Annotated in this window: 23 protein-coding genes; 12 read left to right on the top strand and 11 right to left on the bottom strand. The window is 65.9% G+C overall.

The window, feature by feature from the left end; translation table 11 throughout:
* Window positions 1-185 precede the first annotated feature (185 nt).
* From ACN6PJ_RS29175 to ACN6PJ_RS29135, 9 genes are all read left to right on the top strand, one after another.
* Window positions 186-1,562: an acyclic terpene utilization AtuA family protein gene (locus tag ACN6PJ_RS29175; RefSeq protein ID WP_062683936.1), complete on the top strand. Its 1,377-nt coding sequence runs from the start codon at window positions 186-188 to the stop codon at window positions 1,560-1,562.
* Between the two features lie 11 nt (window positions 1,563-1,573).
* Window positions 1,574-1,891, top strand: a complete 318-nt coding sequence (locus ACN6PJ_RS29170) for an AtuA-related protein (protein WP_062683935.1) — start codon at window positions 1,574-1,576, stop codon at window positions 1,889-1,891.
* A gap of 35 nt (window positions 1,892-1,926) precedes the next feature.
* Window positions 1,927-3,531 carry a carboxyl transferase domain-containing protein gene (locus ACN6PJ_RS29165; RefSeq protein ID WP_062683934.1) on the top strand — a complete coding sequence of 535 codons (1,605 nt, stop codon included), beginning with the start codon at window positions 1,927-1,929 and terminating at the stop codon, window positions 3,529-3,531.
* Between the two features lie 2 nt (window positions 3,532-3,533).
* Window positions 3,534-5,549: an acetyl/propionyl/methylcrotonyl-CoA carboxylase subunit alpha gene (locus ACN6PJ_RS29160; RefSeq protein WP_088447018.1), complete on the top strand. Its 2,016-nt coding sequence runs from the start codon at window positions 3,534-3,536 to the stop codon at window positions 5,547-5,549.
* A 13-nt stretch (window positions 5,550-5,562) separates the two neighbouring features.
* Window positions 5,563-6,783: a CaiB/BaiF CoA transferase family protein gene (locus tag ACN6PJ_RS29155; RefSeq protein WP_185805510.1), complete on the top strand. Its 1,221-nt coding sequence runs from the start codon at window positions 5,563-5,565 to the stop codon at window positions 6,781-6,783.
* Window positions 6,784-6,821: 38 nt separating this feature from the next.
* A complete protein-coding gene (locus ACN6PJ_RS29150; RefSeq protein WP_087881408.1) occupies window positions 6,822-7,316 on the top strand; it encodes an FAS1-like dehydratase domain-containing protein in 495 nt (164 codons plus the stop codon).
* A gap of 58 nt (window positions 7,317-7,374) precedes the next feature.
* A complete protein-coding gene (locus tag ACN6PJ_RS29145) occupies window positions 7,375-8,340 on the top strand; it encodes a Bug family tripartite tricarboxylate transporter substrate binding protein (protein ID WP_062683931.1) in 966 nt (321 codons plus the stop codon).
* 83 nt (window positions 8,341-8,423) lie between these two features.
* Window positions 8,424-9,212, top strand: a complete 789-nt coding sequence (locus tag ACN6PJ_RS29140) for an enoyl-CoA hydratase/isomerase family protein (protein ID WP_088447019.1) — start codon at window positions 8,424-8,426, stop codon at window positions 9,210-9,212.
* A gap of 2 nt (window positions 9,213-9,214) precedes the next feature.
* Window positions 9,215-10,015, top strand: coding sequence for an enoyl-CoA hydratase-related protein (locus ACN6PJ_RS29135; RefSeq protein WP_062683929.1), 801 nt, complete (start codon window positions 9,215-9,217; stop codon window positions 10,013-10,015).
* On the opposite strand, the gene ACN6PJ_RS29130 is transcribed toward ACN6PJ_RS29135, so the two are convergent.
* From ACN6PJ_RS29130 to ACN6PJ_RS29080, 11 genes are all read right to left on the bottom strand, one after another.
* The gene (locus ACN6PJ_RS29130) at window positions 10,012-10,800 is read right to left on the bottom strand and encodes an IclR family transcriptional regulator (protein ID WP_088447020.1); all 789 of its coding nucleotides are present in this window, start codon (window positions 10,798-10,800) and stop codon (window positions 10,012-10,014) included. The two genes, ACN6PJ_RS29135 and ACN6PJ_RS29130, sit on opposite strands and share 4 nt — an antisense overlap.
* 2 nt (window positions 10,801-10,802) lie before the next feature.
* Window positions 10,803-11,609, bottom strand: coding sequence for an IclR family transcriptional regulator (locus ACN6PJ_RS29125; RefSeq protein ID WP_088447021.1), 807 nt, complete (start codon window positions 11,607-11,609; stop codon window positions 10,803-10,805).
* 137 nt (window positions 11,610-11,746) lie between these two features.
* Window positions 11,747-12,037, bottom strand: a complete 291-nt coding sequence (locus tag ACN6PJ_RS29120) for a Dabb family protein (protein ID WP_062683926.1) — start codon at window positions 12,035-12,037, stop codon at window positions 11,747-11,749.
* Window positions 12,038-12,074: 37 nt separating this feature from the next.
* Window positions 12,075-12,836 (bottom strand): SDR family NAD(P)-dependent oxidoreductase, encoded by a 762-nt coding sequence (locus tag ACN6PJ_RS29115; protein ID WP_088447022.1) that lies wholly within the window; start codon window positions 12,834-12,836, stop codon window positions 12,075-12,077.
* A 51-nt stretch (window positions 12,837-12,887) separates the two neighbouring features.
* Window positions 12,888-13,610, bottom strand: coding sequence for an ABC transporter ATP-binding protein (locus ACN6PJ_RS29110; protein ID WP_088447023.1), 723 nt, complete (start codon window positions 13,608-13,610; stop codon window positions 12,888-12,890).
* Entirely contained in the window at window positions 13,600-14,334 is a 735-nt protein-coding gene (locus ACN6PJ_RS29105) for an ABC transporter ATP-binding protein (RefSeq protein ID WP_088447024.1), read from the bottom strand. The genes ACN6PJ_RS29110 and ACN6PJ_RS29105 overlap by 11 nt, the downstream gene beginning before the upstream one ends.
* Before the next feature lie 7 nt (window positions 14,335-14,341).
* Window positions 14,342-15,286, bottom strand: a complete 945-nt coding sequence (locus ACN6PJ_RS29100; protein ID WP_088447025.1) for a branched-chain amino acid ABC transporter permease — start codon at window positions 15,284-15,286, stop codon at window positions 14,342-14,344.
* Window positions 15,279-16,142, bottom strand: coding sequence for a branched-chain amino acid ABC transporter permease (locus ACN6PJ_RS29095; protein WP_088147513.1), 864 nt, complete (start codon window positions 16,140-16,142; stop codon window positions 15,279-15,281). The genes ACN6PJ_RS29100 and ACN6PJ_RS29095 overlap by 8 nt, the downstream gene beginning before the upstream one ends.
* Window positions 16,143-16,192: 50 nt before the next feature.
* Window positions 16,193-17,401, bottom strand: a complete 1,209-nt coding sequence (locus ACN6PJ_RS29090) for an ABC transporter substrate-binding protein (RefSeq protein WP_062683921.1) — start codon at window positions 17,399-17,401, stop codon at window positions 16,193-16,195.
* 74 nt (window positions 17,402-17,475) lie between these two features.
* Window positions 17,476-18,366 carry an NAD(P)-dependent oxidoreductase gene (locus ACN6PJ_RS29085; RefSeq protein WP_062683920.1) on the bottom strand — a complete coding sequence of 297 codons (891 nt, stop codon included), beginning with the start codon at window positions 18,364-18,366 and terminating at the stop codon, window positions 17,476-17,478.
* Window positions 18,367-18,380: 14 nt separating this feature from the next.
* Window positions 18,381-19,196, bottom strand: a complete 816-nt coding sequence (locus ACN6PJ_RS29080; protein WP_062683919.1) for an enoyl-CoA hydratase/isomerase family protein — start codon at window positions 19,194-19,196, stop codon at window positions 18,381-18,383.
* A gap of 174 nt (window positions 19,197-19,370) precedes the next feature.
* Here ACN6PJ_RS29080 and ACN6PJ_RS29075 point away from each other — a divergent pair, with 174 nt between their 5' ends.
* From ACN6PJ_RS29075 to ACN6PJ_RS29065, 3 genes are all read left to right on the top strand, one after another.
* On the top strand, window positions 19,371-20,279 hold the full coding sequence (locus tag ACN6PJ_RS29075) for a LysR family transcriptional regulator (protein ID WP_062683918.1): 909 nt from the start codon (window positions 19,371-19,373) through the stop codon (window positions 20,277-20,279).
* Window positions 20,280-20,392: 113 nt separating this feature from the next.
* Window positions 20,393-21,097 carry a CoA transferase subunit A gene (locus tag ACN6PJ_RS29070; RefSeq protein ID WP_088147455.1) on the top strand — a complete coding sequence of 235 codons (705 nt, stop codon included), beginning with the start codon at window positions 20,393-20,395 and terminating at the stop codon, window positions 21,095-21,097.
* Between the two features lie 12 nt (window positions 21,098-21,109).
* The gene (locus ACN6PJ_RS29065; RefSeq protein ID WP_088447026.1) at window positions 21,110-21,748 is read left to right on the top strand and encodes a CoA transferase subunit B; all 639 of its coding nucleotides are present in this window, start codon (window positions 21,110-21,112) and stop codon (window positions 21,746-21,748) included.
* Window positions 21,749-21,870 lie beyond the last annotated feature (122 nt).

Raw genomic sequence — 21,870 nt, 5'->3', positions numbered from 1 at the left:
ATCCGAGGACGGAAGGACGCGTTCGGGAACGACAGGCCAGGCGCCATTTTGCGTGGCTCGCGCGGTGGGGGCAAGTTGCCGCGGCTCGCTGCATGAAACGCCGCTTGACGTTCCGCGCTGCTATAAATTAAAATGAAATTTAACTAATCAAAATGAAATTAGAAAGAAAGGACAAGGAGACAGGAATGGCCAAAAGCGTGAGGCTGGGAGCCGGTTCCGGGTTCTGGGGAGATGCCCAGGATCCCGCCGAGGAATTGCTGGAGCGAGGGAATCTGGATTACCTCTGCTTCGACTATCTGGCTGAGCTGACGATGGCGCTGCTGCAGCGGCAAAAGCTCAAGCGGCCCGACACGGGCTACGTGCCGGACGCGGTGCAGACCATGATCAATCTGTTGCCGCGCGCGACCGCAGCGGGCACGAAGCTGATCTCCAACGGCGGTGGCGTGAACCCGCGCGCGGCCGCCCGGCGCATCGCCGAAGGCGCGCGCCAGGCCGGACTCGCCGGTGCGCGGATCGCCCTGGTCGAGGGCGACGACATGCTGGACAAGCTCGATGGCCTGATGGGGCAGGGGATCTCCCTGCGCAACATGGATACGGGCGACGACGATTTCGCGGCGATCCGTGACCGGGTCGTGTGCGCCAACGTCTACACCGATAGCTCCGGCATCGTCGAAGGCCTGGAGGGCGGCGCCGACGTAGTGATCGCCGGCCGGGTGTCGGACAACGCCCTGTACGTCGGGCCGCTGGCGCATGAGTTCGGTTGGCTCCGCGACGCGCAGCACACGGACCGTTTTGCCGCGGCTGTGACGCTGGGCCACATCGTCGAGTGCGCGGCGGGATGCTCGGGCGGCATGTCCTCGCGCTTTGCCGACATGCCGCACATGGGCCGCGCCGGTTTTCCCATCCTGGAGGTGGGAGAGGACGCCGAGGCCATCGTGACCAAGCTGCCAGGGACCGGCGGCCGCATCGACCAGTGGACGGTCAAAGAGCATCTGGTCTACGAGGTGGGCGATCCGCGCCGCTACCTCATGCCGGACGCCGTGGCCGACTTCACGTCCCTGCGGCTGGCGGACGATGGCATGGACCGCGTGCGCGTCAGCGGTGTGCGCGGAGAAGTCGCGCCGGACCTCTGGAAGCTGGTGGTCGGGTACCAGGACGGCTGGATAGGCGAAACCATGGCCTTCTTCCCTTGGCCCTATGCCTATGACCGCGCCGTCAAGGCGCGCGAGACCCTGCTCGAACGGTTCGAGCGCATGGGCCTGGCAGCGGACCAGATCCACTTCGATTTCATCGGCCTCAATACCTTGCATGGGCCAGCGGCCGCTTTTCCGGGCCGGGAACGGGCCAATGAACTGCCCGAAGTGGGTTTGCGCTGCGCGGTGCGGACCCGTAGCGCGGAAGAGGCCGAAAAGGTACGCAGGGCGGGCACGAACCTCTGGATCATGGGGCCGGGCGGCACGTCCTTCGGCACGCCGATGAAGCCGCGGCCCGTTATCTCCCTGTGGCCGACGCTGATTCCGCGCGACGCCGTCGTGCAGACGACCGAAATCCTGGTGGCCTGAGGAGAGCCCTGATGACCCTACAAGTGAAAGATATCGCCTATGTCCGCTCCGGCGACAAGGGAGACGTGTGCAGCGTCGGCCTGGTAGCCCGCGGCCCCGTCGAATACGCGCGCCTGCGGGCCAGCGTCACGCCCGCCGACGTCAAGGCACTGTATGGGGACTGGGTCCGGGGGGAGGTCGAGTGCCATCCCATGGACAACATCGGCGCCCTGGTCGTGATCATGCGCCATGCGCTGGGCGGCGGCGCGACCCGCACCTTGCGGCTGGACCAGACCGGGAAGTCGTTGGGGCATGCCCTGCTGCGCTTGCCGGTGCGCGAACCGCGCTGATCTTCCGCAACCCCTACCCTGGCGGTATCCCACACATGGCTATTCTTCCATCCCGTTCCTGGTCGGGCAGTCCGGAGTTCGTCGCGAACGTCCAGGCATATGAGCAATTGCGCGCCCCGTTGATCGCGGCGCAAGAGCGCGTGGCGGCCGGCGGCGGCGAGCGCGCGCGCCAGGCTCACCTGGCGCGCGGCAAACTGCTGCCGCGCGAGCGAGTCAATACCTTGCTGGATCCCGGCACGCCATTCCTGGAAGTGGGCCAATACGTGGCCGAGGGCGCGTACGAGGGCCAATCGCCCGGCGCCGGAATCATCACGGGCGTGGGCGTGGTGGCCGGGCGGGCCTGCATGGTTATGGCCAACGATGCGACGGTCAAGGGCGGAACCTATTACCCGCTGACTATTAAGAAGCAGCTGCGCGCGCAGGCCATCGCCCGCGAGAACGGCCTGCCTTGCATCTATCTAGTGGATTCGGGCGGCGCCTATCTGCCTTTGCAGGGCGACATCTTTCCGGACGAACAGCACTTCGGCAAGATCTTCCGCAACATCGCCGAGATGTCCGCCCTGGGCCTGAAGCAGGTCGCGGCGGTGTTGGGCGCATGCACCGCGGGCGGCGCCTACATTCCCGCGATGTGCGACGAGACGGTGATCGTCGACCAGGCCGGCATGATCTACCTGGGCGGCCCTCAGCTGGTCCAGGCGGCCACGGGTGAAGTGGTCGACGCCCAGGCTCTCGGGGGCGCGGACGTGCACACCCGCCTGTCGGGCGTGGCAGATCATTTCGCGCACGACGAGCGGCATGCGCTCGAACTGGTGCGCGGCATTGTGGGCCGTTGCGAGGCGGCCGCCCTTGCGCCGCCCGTCCGCGAGTGTCGGCCCCCGCGCTACGATCCGGCCGAGTTGCCCGGCCTTGTCCCCGCCAATCCCAAACAGCCGATTCCGATGCGCGACGTGCTGGCGCGCTTGCTGGACGGCAGCGAACTGCTGCCGTACCGCGAGCGCTACGGCACTACCCTGATCTGCGGCACGGGCGCCATCGGCGGCTACCCCGTGGGCGTGCTCGCCAACGACGGCGTGCTGTTCGGCCAGAGCGCGCAGAAGGCCGCCAACTTCATCGAGTTGTGCTGCCAGGAAGACATCCCGCTGGTGTTCCTGCACAACATCAGCGGCTTCATGGTCGGCGTGCAGTATGAGCAGGGTGGGATCGCCAAGGACGGCGCCAAGATGGTCAATGCCGTGGCTACCGCCCGGGTTCCCAAGTTCAGCGTCATCGTCGGCGGCAGCTATGGAGCGGGCGCGTATGCGATGTGCGGCCGCGCGTTCGGCCCGCGGCTCATGGCCATGTGGCCCAACGCCAGGACTTCGGTCATGGGCGGAGAACAGGCCGCCACCGTGCTGGCGCTCGTGCGCGCCGAACAGCTTGCCCGCCAGGGCAAGCACTTCGGTCCGGAAGAGGCCGAAGCCTTCAAGGCGCCGGTCCGCGATACCTATGGCGCGGAAAGCACGGCCCTGCACGCGGCGTCCCGCCTGTGGGTGGACAGTGTGATCGAACCCGCCGACACGCGGGCCTGGCTGACGCTGGGCCTGGCCCTGGCGGCGGGCGGACCGAAAGAATCCACGCGCTTTGGCGTGTTCCGGATGTAGCCATGTTCAAAAGAATCCTCATTGCGAACCGGGGCGAGATCGCCTGCCGTATTGCGCGCACCTGCCGGCGCCTGGGCGTGGAGTACGTGGCGGTGTACTCGCTGGCGGATGCGGACGCTGCGCACCTGCGCGGGGCGGTCCGCGCGGTACTGCTGGGCGCGGGCGCCGCCGCCGAAAGCTATCTGAATGTCGCGAAGCTGCTCCAGGCCGCCCGCGAAACGGCATGCGAGGCGGTCCATCCGGGCTACGGCTTTCTCTCCGAAAACAGCGATTTCGCGGGGGCCGTGGAGGCGGCGGGCATGGCCTTCATCGGTCCGGCGCCCGCGACCATCGCGGCGCTGGGGGACAAGGCCCGGGCGAAGGCGTTGATGCGCGCGGCCGGGGTGCCGGTCGTGCCCGGAACCGACGACGCCAGCGACGATCCCGCCGACATCGCGGCCTTGGCGCGCGCCATTGAACTTCCTATCTTGCTCAAGCCGTCCGCCGGGGGCGGCGGCAAGGGTATGCAGATCATCACTCGGCATGATGATCTGCCGCGGATCATCGAGTCGGCCATCCGAGTGGCCCGCAACAGTTTCGGCGATGGGCGGATGATCGTGGAGCGGTACATCGAGGAACCTCGCCACATCGAGGTCCAGGTGTTCGGCGATGGTCGCGGCAATGTGGTGCACCTGTATGAGCGCGAATGCTCGCTGCAGCGCCGGCACCAGAAAGTCATCGAGGAAGCGCCGGCGCCGCGCCTGCCCGAGCAGGCACGCCAGCGGTTGCTGGAAGCGGCCGTACAAGGCGCCCGAAGCTTGAACTACCGCAACGCCGGAACCTTCGAGTTCATCGTGGACCGGGATTTCAACAGCTACTTCCTGGAGGTGAACACGCGCCTGCAGGTCGAGCATCCGGTCACCGAGGCGGTCACGGGGCTGGACCTGGTCGAGTGGCAACTGCGCGTGGCGGCAGGGCAGGATCTACCACTGGCGCAGTCCGACATTGCGTGCCGCGGGCATGCCGTCGAGGCCCGGATCTACGCCGAAGACCCAGCCAACGACTTCCGCCCCGCGCCCGGGACCGTGACGCGCGCACGCTGGCCCGTCGGCCTGCGGGTCGACGCCGGCCTGGACGGCTGTGGCGAAGTGCCGCCCTTCTACGATCCCATGGTGGCCAAGATCATCGCCAGCGCCGTCGATCGTCCTGCCGCGCTGGCCGCGTTGAAGGCGGGCCTGGGCCGGACGGCGCTGCTGGGCGTGACCAGCAACGTCGGCTACCTGTTGCGCCTGCTCGACGATCCGGCCGTGCAGGCGGGCGAAGTCCACACGCGCTATCTGGATGAGCGCAAGGCGTTGCAAATGCCATGCAGCCGCGGGGCGGCCACGGCGGTAGGGGCCGCGCTATCCCTGCCAGCGCGGGCGCACCGCGCTTCGCCCTGGCTCGCCGGCACGCCTTGGGGGGCGGCGGACCGGCGCTTCCTCGACCCGGGGGCGCCTTTCGGGGCCGTGCATTTCGTGCTGGATGCCGAGCCCGCCTGGGCTGCGCTGCGGGAAATCGAAAAGGGCAACGTCCGGGCGAATCACGAAGGGAAAAGCTGGAGCGTGTCGAGCGATGACGACGGCGCGGGCGGTAGCGTCGACGGGTGGCGCTGGGACGCCTGCCCGGCGGAGGATGGCTGGCATCTGCAGGTGGCGGGCGACCACTACACCTTGCGGCCGATTCCGCAGGGACGCGACGGCAGCGCCCAGGCGGCTGGCGCCGCGACGGCGCCGATGTCCGGCGTCATCGCGGCCGTGGCGGTGCGGCAGGGGGATCGCGTGCGGCCCGGAGACATTCTGGCCGTTATCGAAGCCATGAAGATGGAGTATTCGATCGTGGCCGATGTCGAGGGCTCCGTGGCGTTTCTGCGCTATGGGCCTGGCGACAGCGTGCGCGAGGGCGAGCTCATCGCCGATATCGTCCAGGATGACGCGGCGTTGGCCGATGTTCCTGAATCCATCGATGAACCGACCATTTCGTCCGGCATCAGCCGCTAGCACCGAGACCACTATGCAGAAACCGTTGAGCCATATCCGCGTCCTGGACCTCTCCCGCATTCTGGCCGGCCCTTGGGCCACGCAGAACCTGGCCGACCTGGGCGCCGAGGTCATCAAGGTGGAGAAGCCGGGAGTCGGCGACGATACGCGACAGATGGGGCCGCCCTTTCTCAAGGACCGCGGCACCGGCATGGATGGAGATGCCGCCTATTTCATGAGCTGCAACCGCGGCAAGAAATCCCTGGCCATCGATTTCTCCCATCCGCGGGGCCAGGAAATCGTGCGCGAGCTGGCGCGCAATGCGGACGTGTTCGTCGAGAACTACAAGGTTGGCGCATTGAAAAGATATGGCCTGGACTACGCGGCGCTGCGCGAGATCAATCCGCAGCTTGTTTATTGTTCGGTGACCGGCTTCGGACAGACGGGTCCCTACAAGGACCGCGCCGGCTACGACTACCTGATACAGGGAATGGGCGGCCTGATGAGCGTGACGGGTGAGCGCGACGAGCTGCCCGGCGGCGGCCCCCAACGCGCGGGCGTCGCGGTGGCCGATCTGTTGGCGGGCATGTACGCGACCACCGCTATCCTTGCCGCCTTGCAGCACCGCGATCGTGGCCGTGGCGGGCAGCACATCGACATCAGCCTGCTGGACTGCATGGTGGGTTCGCTGGTGAACCAATCGATGAACTTCCTGGTCAGCGGCCAGGTGCCCCGGCGCATGGGCAGCGGCCATCCCAATATCGCGCCGTACGCCGTCTATCCGGCTGCCGACGGCCATCTGGTTCTGGCCGTGGGCAACGACACTCAATTCCGGCGTTTGTGCCAGGCGGTGGGGCAGCCGGAAGTCGGTACCGACCCGCGTTTCGCCACCATCTCCGCCCGCGTGCTCAACCGGGCGGAACTGGATGCCTGGCTGGTGCCGGTGACGCGTTCGCGCGCCCTGGCCGACTGGACCGCTCTGCTGGAGCGGGCCCAAGTCCCCGGCGGGCCCATCAACGGCATGGATCAGGTCTTCGCCGACGAGCAGGTGATCGCGCGCGGCATGCGGGCCGAACTGGAGCATCCGGTCTACGGCCCGGTGCCAACCGTGCGTAATCCAATCCGCTTTTCAGAAACCCCACTGGAGCCCGCCGGCGCGCCGCCCGCGTTGGGACAGCACAACGAAGAGGTCCTGCGGTCATTGGGAATCGAGCCGGACCACCTGGCCGAGCTGCGCCAGGCTGGCGTGATCTGACAGGAACGCCAAACCCCCTACAACCAGGAGAAGACAGTATGCGTAGATCGATCAATGTGGACGAGAACGGGCTGGAGGTGTTGGGCCTGGGCTTTTACTGGAACGACGTGGAGCCGGGCTACCGCTACCGCACCTTGGGTCGGACCATCACCGAGGCCGACATCACCTTATTCATCGGCACAGTGGGCATGGTGGAGGAAATGTTCACCAATCTGGACTACATCGCTTCGCAATCGGTCATCGGTTCTCGCCCCGCACCCGGATCGCTCGTGTTCTGCATCGCGGAAGGACTGCTGATGCAGAGCACCATGCAGCGAACGGGCATGGCGTTCATGGAGGCGGATGTCAAGGTTCTCCGGCCCACCAACGCCGGCGACACGGTCCACGTCGAGTGCGAAGTCGTCGAGGCCCGGGCCACCAGCAAGCCCGATCGCGGCTTGGTGCGCACCGCCAACCGGGTGGTGAACCAGCGCGGAGACGTCGTGTTGACCTACAACCCCTTGCGCATGGTCAAGACCAGGCCGCAGGAATGAACCGCGTTTTTTTGTCGAGGGACGCCCAGACGGCCCCGATCCACTCTAGGAGACGATGATGAGATTTTCCCTGTTTACGGGTTTGATGGCGCTGACAGTATGCGTACACGGCGCGCAGGCGGCCCCGGCTTCTGCCTATCCGGAAAAGCCGATTACGGTGGTCGTGCCCTTTGCCGCGGGCAGTCCGACCGACGCGGTGGCGCGGGTACTGTCCGATTCGCTGTCCAAGCGTTTGGGCCAACCGCTGATCGTGCAGAACCGACCCGGCGCCACCGGCATGATAGGCAGCGAATATGTGGCCCGCGCTCAAGCCGACGGCTACACCCTCCTGTTCGGGACCAACACCACCCAGGTCGCGAACAAGTACTTCTTCAAGAACATCTCCTATGACGGCTTGAAGGATTTCGCGCCGGTCGCCATCGTCGGCGGGGTTCCGCACGCGCTCGTGGTCAACCCTTCGGTGCCGGTGAATTCCGTGGCGGAGCTCATCGCCTACGCCAAGGCGAACCCGGGGAAACTCTCGTTTCCCTACGCCAACAGCACCACGCGCATCACGGGGAGCACCTTCCGTGTGATGACGCATACCGATATCTCGGAGATCCCGTACAAGGCCTATGGCCAGGCCGTGTCCGAGCTGCTCGGCGGCCAGACGCAGATGATGTTCATCGATTTTTCCACAGGCCTGGCCTACATGACTTCGGGCAAGCTCAAGCCCTTGGCCATCACGCCGGCGCGATCGGAAAAACTCCCCGGCGTGCCCGCCATGAAGGAGGCCCTGCCGGGATTCGAGATCGGGAATTGGAACGGGTTGTTCGCGCCCGCGGGAACGCCTCCCGACGTCGTAGAAAAGCTCAACCGGGAAATTACGGGCGCGCTCGCGCAGCCGGAGGTTCGCAAGCAGATCGATGGCGTAGGCTACGAGCTGCTGCCGCCCATGGCGCCCCAGGCCTTCGGCAAGTACATCGCCGAGGAGAGCGCGCACTATGGCAAGCTGACCCGGGAAGCGGGCATCAAGCCCGAATGAAAACCGGGCCGCGCGCCGGTCCGGCGCGCGGCCCGCAGTCTGACCGTCCTGATTCCCATTGACTTGCGAGCCCGCCCAGCATCATGAAAAAAAACGACGCCCCAGTTCTGTATTCCGTGCAAGATGGCATCGCCACGATATGCATAGACCGCCCTGCCCAACGCAATGCACTGTCCATCGCCATCTGCGAGCGCCTGTTGGACCTGTGGGACGAGGTTGAGCGCGACGACGCCGTGCGCGTGGTGATCCTGACCTCTGCCGACTGCGGGGTTTTCTCGGCCGGCATGGACCTGAAGGAGGCTGCCCAGGTGCGCGCCGATTCCGGCAAGGACATGCTGCAGATGCTCCGCGATCCGTTTCACCAGCGCATGCGCCGCGTGCCCAAGCCCATCATCGCCGCCATGACGGGGCATTTCACCGCCGGCGGCATGGTCCTGGCCGCCAACAGCGATATCCGGGTCGGGCTGCGGGACACGCTGGGCGGCATTTCCGAGGCCAAGGTGGGGAGAGGGTCTCCCTGGGGAGTGCCCATGTTGTGGATGTTGCCGCAGCCCTTCATGCTGGAGCTGATGCTCACCGGCGAAATGCACCCGATCGAGCGTTTTCACCAATTGGGCTTCGTTAACTACGTCGAAGCCACGGCCGACGCGGTGCGCGCCCGCGCGCAGTCGATCGCGCGCACGATCGCCGGCAATGCGCCGCTTACCGTGTGGGCCGCCAAGAAGAGTGTCGGGGCGGCCATGGACCTGGGATGCGAGCGCGGCCTGGAGGCGGCGTGCCGCTATCACGAGCGCGTGTACTCCAGCGCCGACGCGATCGAAGGGCCGCTGGCCTTTGCCGAGAAGCGCGTGCCGCGGTGGATAGGAGCATAGCCATGGCCTCCGAGCCGGATTTCGTGCGGCGCGACGATGACGATGGCGTCGTCACGCTCAGTCTCTGCCATCCCGACACCTTGAACCGCTTCTCCGACGGTTCACAGTTTCAGGAACTGGCAAGCCACGTGAGGCGAGTCAATGCCGATCCCTCGGCCCGTGTGCTGATCGTCACCGGCGTAGGCAAGGCCTTCTGCGCCGGCGGAGACCTGCGCCAGATGGCGCAACGAGAGGGCTTTTCGGCCGGCGACGTCGCCCAGGTGCAGGCGCGCTACCGCGAGACCGTGCACCAATTGCCCGCCGCGCTGGCGGAAATCGAGATTCCGACCATCGCCGCCGTGAATGGCCCGGCCTACGGGGCGGGCTGCGATCTGGCCTGTTTCTGCGATATCCGCATCGCCGCGCGCAGTGCGCGCTTCTCGGTGAGTTTTGCCCGGCTGGGTATCGTGGCGGGCGACGGCGGGGCCTGGATGTTGCCGCGGCTGGTTGGTCGCTCCAAGGCCATGGAGCTGGCTTTTACGGCCGAGCCCATCGATGCCCAGGAAGCCTGGCGCATCGGGCTGGTCTCGGAGGTGGTATGCGATGAGTCGTTGGCCGGCCGCGCCGGCGACCTGGCGCGCCGCATCGCGCGTCATCCCGCCCAGGCGTTGCGCATGCACAAGCGCCTGCTGCGAGATGCGGAGCAGCACACCCTGGCGACGCACCTGGACGTCGTGGCCGCGTTCCAGGCCATCGCCCACGCGTCGGACGAGCATTTGCGGGCGGTGCGTGACGCGGTAGAAGCCCTGGACCGGGCCCGCTAGGCGTCCTCTTCGGCCGCAAGCGCGACGCGCTGCGCCACGGCAAGCAAGGCGGGCGCTACCTGGTCACGCAGAATGGCTTCGGTGACATCGCCGCCGACGGCCATTGCGGCCAGCACGAACTCCGAGCCCGGCTTCACCGGCGTGGCGATCGACGCGGTCTGGGTGGCGACGGGCGCGGCGACATGGCACCAGCCCGTCGCGTCGAGCTCGCGAAAAGCGACCTGGACGTCGGCGAGCTGGCGAGAGGTGCCTGGGGGCATCTCGCCTTCGATCTGGCTGAGCAACTCCTGGCGCTGGTCCTGCGGCCGTCCCCAGAGATAGGCGCGTCCGGAGGCCGAGCTGGCCATGGGAAATCGCGCGCCGCTGGTCAGCCCCAGCTGCACGCGGCCGGCGGGTACGCAATGCTCGACCACCAGCATGTGCAGCCGGTCACGCGTGCTCAGGGTGACGTGGACGCCGAAGCGCTGCGACAACTCTCGCATGAGCGGGCGCGCAGCCTGGCTCGCGGCCAGGCCTTTCCTGGCCGCGCGTCCCAGCGCCAGGCAGGCGGCGTGGGGCTCGTAGCTGTCGTTGCCCGTGGCTTGCAGGAAATGGTGGGACAACAGCGTCTGGACAAGTTTTTCGGTAGTCGGGCGAGACAGGTCGAGTTTACGGGCGATGTCCGCCAGCGACAGCTTGCGGTGGCGCAGGTCGAACAGGCGCAGCACTTCCAGGCCGCGCCGCAGCGAATCCACTTGCGCATCGTCGCGGGGCGCGCCGGGTGTAAGTTGGCGAGTCCGTACCATGATCATTCCGTCTGCATGTTGCTGAGTTCGGCTTCGAGCCTGGCCTTGAGGGCCAGCAGGTCCGGGATCACCGCCTGTTTGAGCCGCGGCAGTTCCAGGGAGTTCGACGGCGCAGCGCAGCCCAGCGCATAGGTATGCGGCCCTTCCGGCGTGTCGACGACCACCGCGGCGCCGTTGGTTCCGGCCTCCAGGGTGCCGGCCGCGATGCAATAGCCGTCGCTCGCCATTTGGGATACCGCGGCAGGGACTTCGCGGTCGAGCAACTCCCAGGCTTGAGGGTCGGCGGCGCTGAGTTTGTCCATGAAGGCGGCGCGCTCGGCGTCGCTCATGGCGCCGATCAAAGCCCGGCCCAGGGCCGAACGGTCCATGCGCAGGCGCGAGCCGGCCCGCACGCGCAACGTGAACAGCATGTCCCGGCTATGCGCGACTTCGTTGCAGACCATGCTGCTGGCGTCGGGCGACGCTAGCACGACCGAGACCTGGTGCTGGTCCGCGAACTGCTGCATCAGCGGGCGTGCGAGCATGACGAAGTCGCGATTCGAGGCCGCGATGAAACCGAGGGCGAGCACGGCCGTGCCCAGACGGTAGGCGGCCCGGCGGGCCGAATACTGCAGGTACTCCGCCTCCAGCAGGTTGGCGGTAAGACGCGACACAGTCGGCTTGGGCAGGCCGGTGAGCGCGGCGATCTCGGAATTGCTCAACCAATCGTTGTTCGGCTCGAACGCCGAAAGAATGGTCAGCCCGCGCGACAGCACCCGCACTTCGCGAATGCCCGGCTTTACGGAGGACGGATCAACGGACGTGTTCATCGAGTCTCAAAATGAAATTAGACTCGATTCTACAGGCAAGCCCGCAGGAAATGAGGCGCGCCCGATCCGTGTCCGGGCGCGCCCGCCCGACGCCGCGAGGCGCCGCTGCCGCTAGTCCTGGAAGACCTTGCCGGCGGTCAGGTTTCGTAGTCCAACACGATGAGCTGTTGGCCGAGCGCCATGACCTTCTGCTTCAGCGGCGCGTGGACCGGCGATTGCTGGTAGCGACCATGGGCGGCGGCGTCGATGAAGTCTGCCACGAAAGCATGGGAGTAGGAGCGGGCGCGGTCCGACGCGTTGGCGACGAAGCGCAGGTCGATTATGCCGGGAAGCGCCTCCTTGATGGCCCGGCATTGGTCGACGATATCCTTATGGTCTCGCGCGGAAAGCGGGGCCTTGAAGCTGAGCATCACGATATGGCGAAACATGGTGGCTCCGTTGGGGCGCGCCGGCCGTCGGCCGGATTCAAGAAATGGTCAAGCCGCCGTCGACGGCAAGAATGTGACCGGTGGTGGACCGGGACTCGTCGCTGGCCAGGTACAGCGCCGCGTGGGCGATGTCCTCGGGCTGCACCAGGCCGAACAGCTGGCCTTCCAAGGATTTGCTCGTGACGCCATCATCCTTCAGCAGTTTGAGCACGCGCTCGGTAGCGGTCGCGCCCGGCGCGACTGCGTTGACGCGGATCCGGTGGCGGGCATACTCCACCGCCATGGAGCGGGTCAGCGCGCTGACCGCGCCCTTGGCGGCCGTGTAAGCGTCCTTGCCGTGGGTGCCGATCAGGGCGAATATCGATGTGCTATTGATGACCGAGCCGCCATGGCCCGCGTCCATCATCGCCTGGATGCCGTAACGGCATCCCAGCCAGGTGCCGAACAGGTCCAGCTTCATCTTGGACCAGAACTCCTCGAACGGCGTGTCGGTCACGCGGCTGTCTCGGACGGTGGAGCCTCCGGCATTGTTGTAGAGCACGTCGAAGCGCCCGAATTCCGCAACGGTCTGGCTGACCGCTTTTTCCACGCTGTCGGGTTCGGTGACGTCGGTCTGCAGGAGGCGGGCGCGGCTGCCGGTGTGCGCGTGCACCAGGGCGACCGTTTCCTCGCCCGCGGCGGCGTCGCGCTCGGCGATGACGACTTGCGCGCCTTCCTGGGCGAATAGCAATGCGCTGGCGCGGCCGATGCCGGCGCCGCCGCCCGTGATAAAGGCGACCTTTCCTTCGAGTCTGTGCATGGTTTCCTCAGGAACAACGGAAAAAGGGATGGCGCGTCGCGCCGCCGGCAATCAAATACCCAGGTAGGCCTTGCGCACCGCCTCGCTGCGGGCGAGTTCAGAGGCCAGGCCCTGAAGCTGGATCTCGCCGCGTTCCAGAATGAAGGCGTGGGTGGCGATCTCCAACGCCATTTCGGCATTCTGTTCGACCAGCATCACGTCCACGCCTTCCGCCGCGATGTCCTGGATGATCTGCGCGATGGTGTCGACGATGGCCGGGGCAAGCCCGATCGTGGGTTCGTCGAGCAGCAATAGCCGTGGTCGGGCCATCAGGGCGCGTCCGACCGCGACCATCTGCTGCTGGCCGCCGCTGAGGCTGCCCGCTGGAGACTTGAGCCGGCTCTTCAGGGCGGGGAAGCGTTCCAGCACGCCGGCCATTCCCTCCCGGATGGCGTGCCGGCTCTTTTCCCGATAGGCCCCAAGCTCCAGGTTCTCGCCCACGGTCATCGCCTTGAACAGGCGCCGTCCTTCCGGCACCAGGACCAGGCCGCGCGCCACGAGCGCGTCCGGCGCCATCCCGGTGACGTCTTCGCCAAGGAAGCGGACGCGGCCGCAAGAGGGGGCGACCAGGCCGGTCAAGGCCTTCATGATGGTCGATTTGCCGGCGCCGTTGGAGCCGACGATGGTGGAGATGGAACCTCGCCGCACCGTGAAGTTTGCCGCGCTGACCGCGGGCACGATGCCGTACATCACCGAGAGGTCCTCGACTTCGAGCACATTGCCGTCATTGTTCATGCCGTTTCCCCAAATAGGCCGAAATCACGCGCGGATCCCGTTGTATCTCGGCGGGACTTCCGGTGGCCAGAAACACGCCGTAATCCAGCACCACGATGCGGTCGCAAATGTCCATGACGGCCTTCATGTTGTGCTCGACCAGCAGTATCGAAACGCCGTGGTCCTCGCGCATCCTGCGGAAGATGGCCAGCACCGAGGCGGCTTCGGTCTGATTGAGGCCGGTCAGGGGTTCGTCCAGGCAGAGCAGCTTGGGCCGGGCGGCGAACGCGATCGCAATGCTGACCAGCCGCTGCAGTCCGTGGGAAAGGTTGCCGGCGATCTCGTCGAGCACGTCGCCCAGCCCCATCAACGCCGCCGTTTCACGCACCCGTGCGTCGCGTTCGGCCTTGCTGCGGATCATCGCGAAAGTGCCCACGACGATGTTGTCGTAGACGCTCATGTCGCGCAGCATGCTGTCGTGTTGGAAGGTCCGGACCAGGCCCTGGCGGGAGATCCGGGCAGCGCTCTGGCCGGTGATGTCCCGGCCCAGGAAGCTCAACCTGCCGCCTGACGGCTTGTAATAACCGCTGACCACGTTGAAGGTGGTGCTTTTGCCGGCGCCATTGGGGCCGATGAGGCCCAGGATTTCGCCCTGGCGCACTTCGAAGCTCAATTCCTTGACCGCCACCAGCCCGCCGAAACGGCGGCTCATCCCGTCGACTTTGAGTAGTACTTGGTTTTCCATGGGGGCCTCAGGCTTGGGATTTCGCCGCGCCCGCCAGCCTGGGCGCGCGCTTGTCGAGGTAGCGGCCCAGCCCGATCAGTCCGCCCGGCAGCAACAGCACCGAGATGACGATGGCCGCGCCGTAGAAGATGTGCTCGTAGGGGCCGAAGCTCAAGGCAAACTGTCCCAGCAAGGTCAGCACGATGGCGCCGACCACCGCGCCCAGGATGTGTGATTCGCCGCCGACCTTCAGATAGGCCAGGGCGTACACGGCGAGCAGGAAGCCGAAGTCGCCGGGGCTGATCACGTTGTTCGAGAAGGCCAGCAGGGCGCCGGCGATGCCGGCCACGAACGAAGAAACCGCCAGGCAAAGCACCTTGGCCAAATGCACGTTGATGCCCACGGTTTCGACGATGGCGTCGTTGTTGCGTATGGCCACCAGCACTTTGCCGAAATCGGACTTCTCGATGAACCAGAGCGTCCACAGCAGCAGCACTACCACCCCGACGACGACGGCAGGGAGGTAGCCGTCGAGGTAGGCGGGCGGAAAGATTCCGACCATGCCGGAGCTTCCGCCGATCGCCTCGGTCTTGGTGTAGATCATGCGTATCACTTCCGTGAAAGCGAAGCTGATGAGCATGAAGTAGGGGCCCTTGGCGCGCAGGGTGATATAGCCGAAGACCAGGCTGATCAGTCCTGCGAAGACGGCGCTGGCGGCCAGCGCGAGCAGGAAGGGCCAATGCAGCGATACGGTTCCGACGCCCGCCATATAGGCGCCGAGGCCGACGAAGCCGGCCACGGCGAAGTTGAGCTCGCCGATCAAGGTGACGAAACGGAAGCTGGCCGTGATCAATACGTTGATGGCCAGCCACAGGACCAGGCTGGCGGTGAGGCCGCCGCCCTGGAGCAGGATGCCGGCCAGCAGCACCAGGCCGGCCGACGCGATTGCGGGAGCGAGTAGCGGTTTAGCCATTTCCGAGAATCCCCTTCGGGCGAACGAGTAGTACAAACATGGTCAGGGCGAACATCGTGATCGTGGCCCAGGTGGGATCGAAGTAATAGCCGCCCAGGCTCTCGATCACGGCAATCAGCAGGCTGCCGAGGATCGCGCCCGGAATGCTGCCCAGCCCGCCGATCACGATCGCGATGAAGCCGCGGATGAGATAGTCGCTGCCGATGATGGGGCTGGAAACCGTTACGGGTGAGAGCAGCACGGCCGCGATCGCGGCGAGCGCGGTGGCGATGAAAAAGCCGGCAAGGGCGATCCGGCGGTAGGGAATGCCCTGCAGCATCGCCGCTTCGTGGTCTTCCGAAACCGCGCGCAAGGCCTTGCCCAGGCGGCTGGAAACAATGGTCCAGCACATAAGCGCGGCCACCAGCAGCGCGCAGCACGTGATGATCAACCGCTGGATGGTGATGTAGGCGCCCATGATGTTCACGGTGCCTTCGACCAGCGCGGGCAGCTTGTTCGGAACGCCGCCGAAGGCTTCCAGGAAAATGCCCTGGAGCAGGAGCGAGAGGCCGACCGACACCACGAAGGATCCGGTCATGTCGCGCTGGAACCGCTGCAGGGCGAACTTGTAGATCAGTCCTCCCAGCAGCAGCGTCACGGCGATTCCCAGCGCGCCGCCCAGCGCATAAGACACGACCAGCGGCAATTGGGCGCTCGCGAGCAGCGGAACCGTCACGCCCATGACCAGCAAGGGCAGCGTGAAGAACTCCCCGTGCGCGAAGTTGACGATCCGCATGACGCCGAAGATCAGCGTCAGGCCCAGCGAGAACAGTATGTATGCCGCGGCGATCTGCATACTGTTCGTGATCAATTGCATGTAGACGTCCAACTTGTCTCCCCCCGACTCGTAACCGTCCGGTGTGTTGTTTACTTGCCTGCGGCCAGGCGTTGCTGGAGCTCTTGCGGAACCACGCGCTCCACTTCGACCAGCTTGCCGTCCTGGATCTGCGTGATCATGACCGGGACGAGCAGCTGCTGGGGCGAGCCGTAAGTGGCTTCGCCGCCGAACGCGGTCTTGCCGTAGGAGGTGTCGAAAACGATCTTGGGCAGGACTTTCAGGATCTCGGCGGGCTCGATGCTCTGCGCCGCCTCCATGCCCGCCTTTAGGGCGTAGACGGAGTCGTAGGGCGCCAGCTGCAGCGGATTGAGCGATTCGCCGACAGCCTTCTTCATCCCCTCGTTGAGTTCGCGCTGCTTGCTGGTTGCCTGGGCGCCGGCATAATCGCCCGAGAAGCCCATGTAGACGCCATCGGCCGCCTTGCCGCCGATGTCCACGAGTTGCGCCGCGCCGGTGCCGACCGGCTGCACCTTTACGCCGTCCCAACCCAGCACAGCCAGCTCCCGGAACAGGACGCCCGCATCCGCGGGAGGGGAGACGCCCAGGTCGATGACGTCCGGCTTGGCCGCCGCCAGCTTCTGCGCGATGGGCTGGAACTGGGTGGTGCCGCGTTCGTACCAGTTGACGGAGACTACCTTGACGCCCAGTTTCTCCCAGGCCTGCTGCGCGACCGGCTCGGTTTCCTTGCCGGTGGCATCGTTGGGGTTGAGCATGGCGACGGTCTTGATCGAGGCGTGCTTGCCCTTGACGTAGGCGTACAGCGGCTCCAGGATCTCGAACGGCGTCGCGGACTGGGTCAGGGTGTAGGGCTTGGTCGGCCCCTTGACGGTCTTGCCCCAGGCCGACGTGAACAGAATGACGTGGTTGCGCTCGGTCAGCGATTGCAGCGCCAGGATGGGCGCGGTGCCGATGCTGCCGACGACGTAGCGCGACTTGTCGCGGTTTACGATGTTCTGCGCGACCTTGGTGCCTTCGGCGGCGTTGTACTTGTTATCGTACGCGCGGACCTCGAATTTGTAGGTGGTGCCGCCGATCTTCACGCCGCCCGCGTCGTTGATTTCCCGGGCGGCCTGCTTGGCGGTCCATTCCTGTCCCAGCCCCCAGGTCGCTGCGGCGCCCGACATCGGCGCCGACACGCCGAGTATCAAGGTTTTGGATTCCTGCGCGTGGGCGCTGCCCGACAGCAGGGAGGCCGCCGTCAACGATGCCGCGGCGAGAACGCTGTTGAGGTTCTTCATCCTGTTATCTCCGTATTTATAGGTGTAGTGGTTTGCCGGCGTGGGCCGGCTGGTACCGGAAGTCCGGTATGTCGTTATGCCGGGCCGGATACCAGCCCGGCGCGGGTCCAGCGGGTGGCGGCGGCGCCGCCGCCTTCGTCCACATAGCGCGAGACTTGCTTAAGCAGCCCGAGGTCGAGGCTGGCCAGTTCGCCCAGCGCCTGGGCCAGGTGCAGGTCCTTGCCGACAATGCGGTGGATGGCTGCAAAGGCCTCTTCGGTCGGGGCCCAGGCGCGGTACTGCGCCCGTCCCACGGCCGCGTCCGCCGTCAGGAAGTTCTTCCCGGTGCTGACATCCAGGATGGGCGCAAGGGTTTCGAAGGGCAGTCCATGCGCCTGCGCCAGTTCGATGGCCTCGGCGGTCAGGAACATATTGGCCACGCACAGCATGTTGTTGATGATCTTGGCGACCGCGGCCGAGCCCAGCGCGCCGCAATGGAAAATGCGCGTTCCCATTGCGCGCATCAGCGTCTGCGTCTGTTGGAGGTCGACGGGGTTGCCGCCCAGCATGATGGTGAGCGTGCCTTCCCGCGCGCCGATGATGCCGCCGCTGACGGGCGCGTCGAGCAGGCGCGCGCCCGCCGCGGCCAGCGGCGCCTCCAGCGCGCGCAGCGTTGCTGGCAGGGTAGTGCTCATCATGCATATGATGGGACGCCGGCCGGCAGGAATGGCGCCGGCCAGCCCGCGCTCGCCGAGCAGCGCGCCCGTGATCTGCGCGTCATTGGCGAGCAGCACGATGATCGCGTCCGCCGCGGCGCAGTCCGTCACATCGGCGGTGGCGGGGATGCCGATGCGCGAAAAGCCCTCGCGCACCGCGGGATCGAGATCGCAGACCATGACGTCGAAACCGGCGCGCGCCACGCAGAGCGCCATTGGGCCGCCCATGTTTCCAGCGCCGACGAAGGCCACCGTTTTGATTGGTTCCATGCGCGCCGCTCCGCCTAGATGGCGATGTCCAGATCGAACTTCGGCGCGCGCCGCTCCTGCAGCGCGCTCACGCCCTCGCGCGCCTCGGGGCTGCCGAAACCCATGAATTCCAGGGCCAGGGAAGTGTCGAAGATGGGGCCGGCCTGGCGCAGCCAGTTGTTCAGCGCGTACTTGGTCCACCGTAGCGCGGCCGGCGCGCCCGCCGCGAGTTTCCCCGCGATCTCCAGCGCCTTGTCCTGGAGCGCGTCGTCGTCGACGCACAAGGAGACGAGGCCCAGGGCTTCGGCCTGCTCGCCGTTCACCGGTTCGCACAACATCAGGTGGTATTTGGCCTTGGCCATGCCGCAGAGCAAGGGCCAGATGATGGCAGCATGGTCGCCCGCGGCCACGCCCAGCTTGGTGTGTCCATCCACGATGCGAGCGGACCTGGCCGCGATCGAGATGTCGGCCAGCAAGGCCGCTACCAGGCCCGCGCCGACCGCCGGGCCGTGAATCGCGGAAACGATGGGTTTGGAACAGTTGATGAGGTTGTAGACGAGGTCGCGGGCTTCGCGCCAGACGCGGGCCCTGGCCTTGAAATCGTCATTGATCTCTTCCAGCATGCGGAAGTCGCCGCCGGCCGAGAAAGCCCGTCCTGCGCCGCGTATGATCACCGCGCTGACGTCCGGATCGGTGTCGATCTCGCGCCAGACCTCCGCCAGTTCGGCGTGGCCCCGCGAATCCAGCGAATTCATGCGCTCGGGATTGTTCAGCGTCAGGCGCAGGACGCGTTCCAGGGGACGGTCGAATTCGATCGCCGTGTAATGCTTATAACGGTGGCTTTCAGTCATTCTCGACTCCAACTCCATACACGTGATTTGGCGGGCGTTTTCGGCGGCACGAGCGCTGCTGCTCGGTGCGGGAACGCGTGCTTGTGTGCAACTGCTGGCGCAATTGTGCGATCCGCATTCGCTTTATCAAAGGTCACCGTTGCACCCTTACTGTGCGCTGATGCACAATGAGCCATGGATAAGCACCCTGAATGGAACGACCTGAGAGTTTTCCTTGCCGTGGCCCGGCTCGGAACCATCTCCGATGCTGGAGAGAAGCTCGGCATCGAGCACTCCACGGTGTCGCGGCGCATCGACAGGCTGGAGGCTACCTTGCGGGTGGTGCTGTTCGACCGTCGCCGTAGCGGCTACTCCCTGACGGACGCCGGCCATGCATTGATCCCCCACGCCGAGAGGATGGAAAGCGCGCTGCTGGCTGCCGTCGAGGAGAGCCTGGAGGTCGCGGACTTCATCAAGGGCAATGTGCGAGTGGGCACGCCGGAGGCATTCGGCATACACGTGCTTGCGCCGGGCATGGCCCAGCTGCGCCAGAAGCATCCGGGGCTGCGCATCGAGTTGATGGCCCAGCCCCAGTTTCCCAGCCTCGTGACGCGCGAGGTCGAAATCCTGGTCACGCTCGATCCGCCGGAGATGGGTCGGTACAAGGTCGCCAGGCTCGCGCAGATCGACTACTTCCTGTACTGCTCGCCCGGCTACCGGAAGAGCCATCCTCCGATCCGCGAACTCGGCGACCTCGCCGAGCACGATTTCGTGGACTACATCCATGATGGCTCGGTCAGCGAGCGCTATCGCGTGCTGGAAGAACTGGTCGCCGAACCCAAGCGCTGCTTCACCTCAAACAGCGTGCTGGCACAGCGCTCGGCCGCCGCCGCCGGACTCGGGCTGGTGCTGCTCACACCCTATGTCGCCAATATCCGGAGCGGCGACCTGATCAGTGTTTTTCCCGACAAGCCGCTCATCACGCGCAGCCTGTGGATCGCGGCGCCCGAAGACCTGCTGAGAATCAAGCGCTACCAGTTCGCCTGGCGCTTCATCCGCGAGCAAGTCGAATCACAACCGGCGCTTTTCCACCCGCCCGCTTGAGTGCTGTGCAGAATTGCACAATAAGGTTGCGCCGAATCCATTGTTCCGGCTTGCTCGAATCCCTAGTATCTGAGGCGTTGGTACGCACTCAACCCCCTTACTTCGGTTAGAGAATGAGAAAGATATACGGAGATGTGGCCGGCGCCCTGGACGGGGTGATCACGGACGGCCAAACCATAGCCGTGGGAGGCTTCGGCCTTTGCGGCATACCCTCGGCGTTGATAGCCGGGATGCGCGCAAGCGGCGTCGGCGATCTCACCTGCATCAGCAACAACGCCGGCGTCGATGACTTTGGATTGGGGCTGCTGCTGCAGTCGCGCCAGATCAAGCGCATGATCGCCTCGTACGTGGGCGAGAACAAGGAGTTCGAAAGACAGTACCTGAGCGGTGAGTTGGAGCTGGAATTCAACCCGCAAGGGACGCTGGCCGAGCGCCTGCGGGCGGGCGGGGCGGGAATCCCGGCATTTTTTACAAGAACGGGTGTGGGCACCGTGGTCGAGGAAGGCAAGGAGACCCGGCAGTTCGGCGGCCAGACTTACATCATGGAGCTGGCGCTGCGCGCGGACGTCTCGCTGGTGAAGGCCAAACGCGCAGACCGGTCCGGCAATCTCGTCTTCGCGCGAACCGCGCGCAATTTCAATCCCGACGTGGCGATGGCAGGCGCGGTAACGATAGCCGAGGTGGAGGAGCTGGTGGACGAGGGAGAGATCGATCCCGATGACGTGCACCTGCCGGGCATCTTCGTCGATCGCATCGTCGTCGTTCCCAACCCGGAGAAGCGGGTCGAGCGCAAGAGTTTCCGTTCACGGCCCCAGTAAGGAGAATGCGCGATGGCTTGGACACATGAACAGATGGCGGCGCGCGCGGCGCGGGAACTGCGCGACGGCGACTACGTGAACCTGGGCATAGGGCTGCCCACCAAAGTGGTGCAGTACGTGCCCGCCGATATGCAGGTCTGGCTTCAATCGGAGAACGGGCTGATCGGCATCGGACCGCCTCCGTACGAGGATGAAATCGACCCCGATCTTATCGACGCCGCCAAGCAGACGGTGACGATGGCGCCCGGCGCATCGATCTGTTCCTCGTCCATGTCGTTCGCCATGATCCGGGGCGGGCACATGGATCTCACCATCCTGGGAGCGATGCAGGTCAGCGCGCAGGGCGATCTGGCGAACTGGATGATTCCGGGGAAGATGGTCAAGGGCATGGGAGGCGCCATGGATCTGGTCGGGGGCGCTCGCCGGGTGATCGTGCTTATGGAGCACAACACGCGCGATGGCGGCATGAAGATCATGGAACAGTGCTCGCTGCCGCTGACCGGCAGGGGCGTGGTGCACCGGATCATCTCCGACCTCGCGGTAATGGACGTCACGGGCGAAGGCCTGGTCGTGCAGGAGTTGGCGCCCGGCGTCTCGCGGGACGCGTTGCGGGAGAAGACGGCGGCGCCGCTCGCTTTTGCCGCCGTGTGACGGCCCTGGCCGACTCCGGCCCCGGATAGCAGCCGGGCAGCCGGGGCCGCGCGCCGCGCTAGAAGCGCGGATTCTTGCCGAACGGGACTTCGTCCTCGGTCGGCGGTTCGAAGGTGGCGGTG

Source organism: Achromobacter sp., assembly GCF_050285585.1.
Classification (GTDB): Bacteria; Pseudomonadota; Gammaproteobacteria; order Burkholderiales; family Burkholderiaceae_B; genus Achromobacter.
Note: the sequence above shows the minus strand (reverse complement) of the source record. Positions and strands in the feature narration are given on the sequence as shown.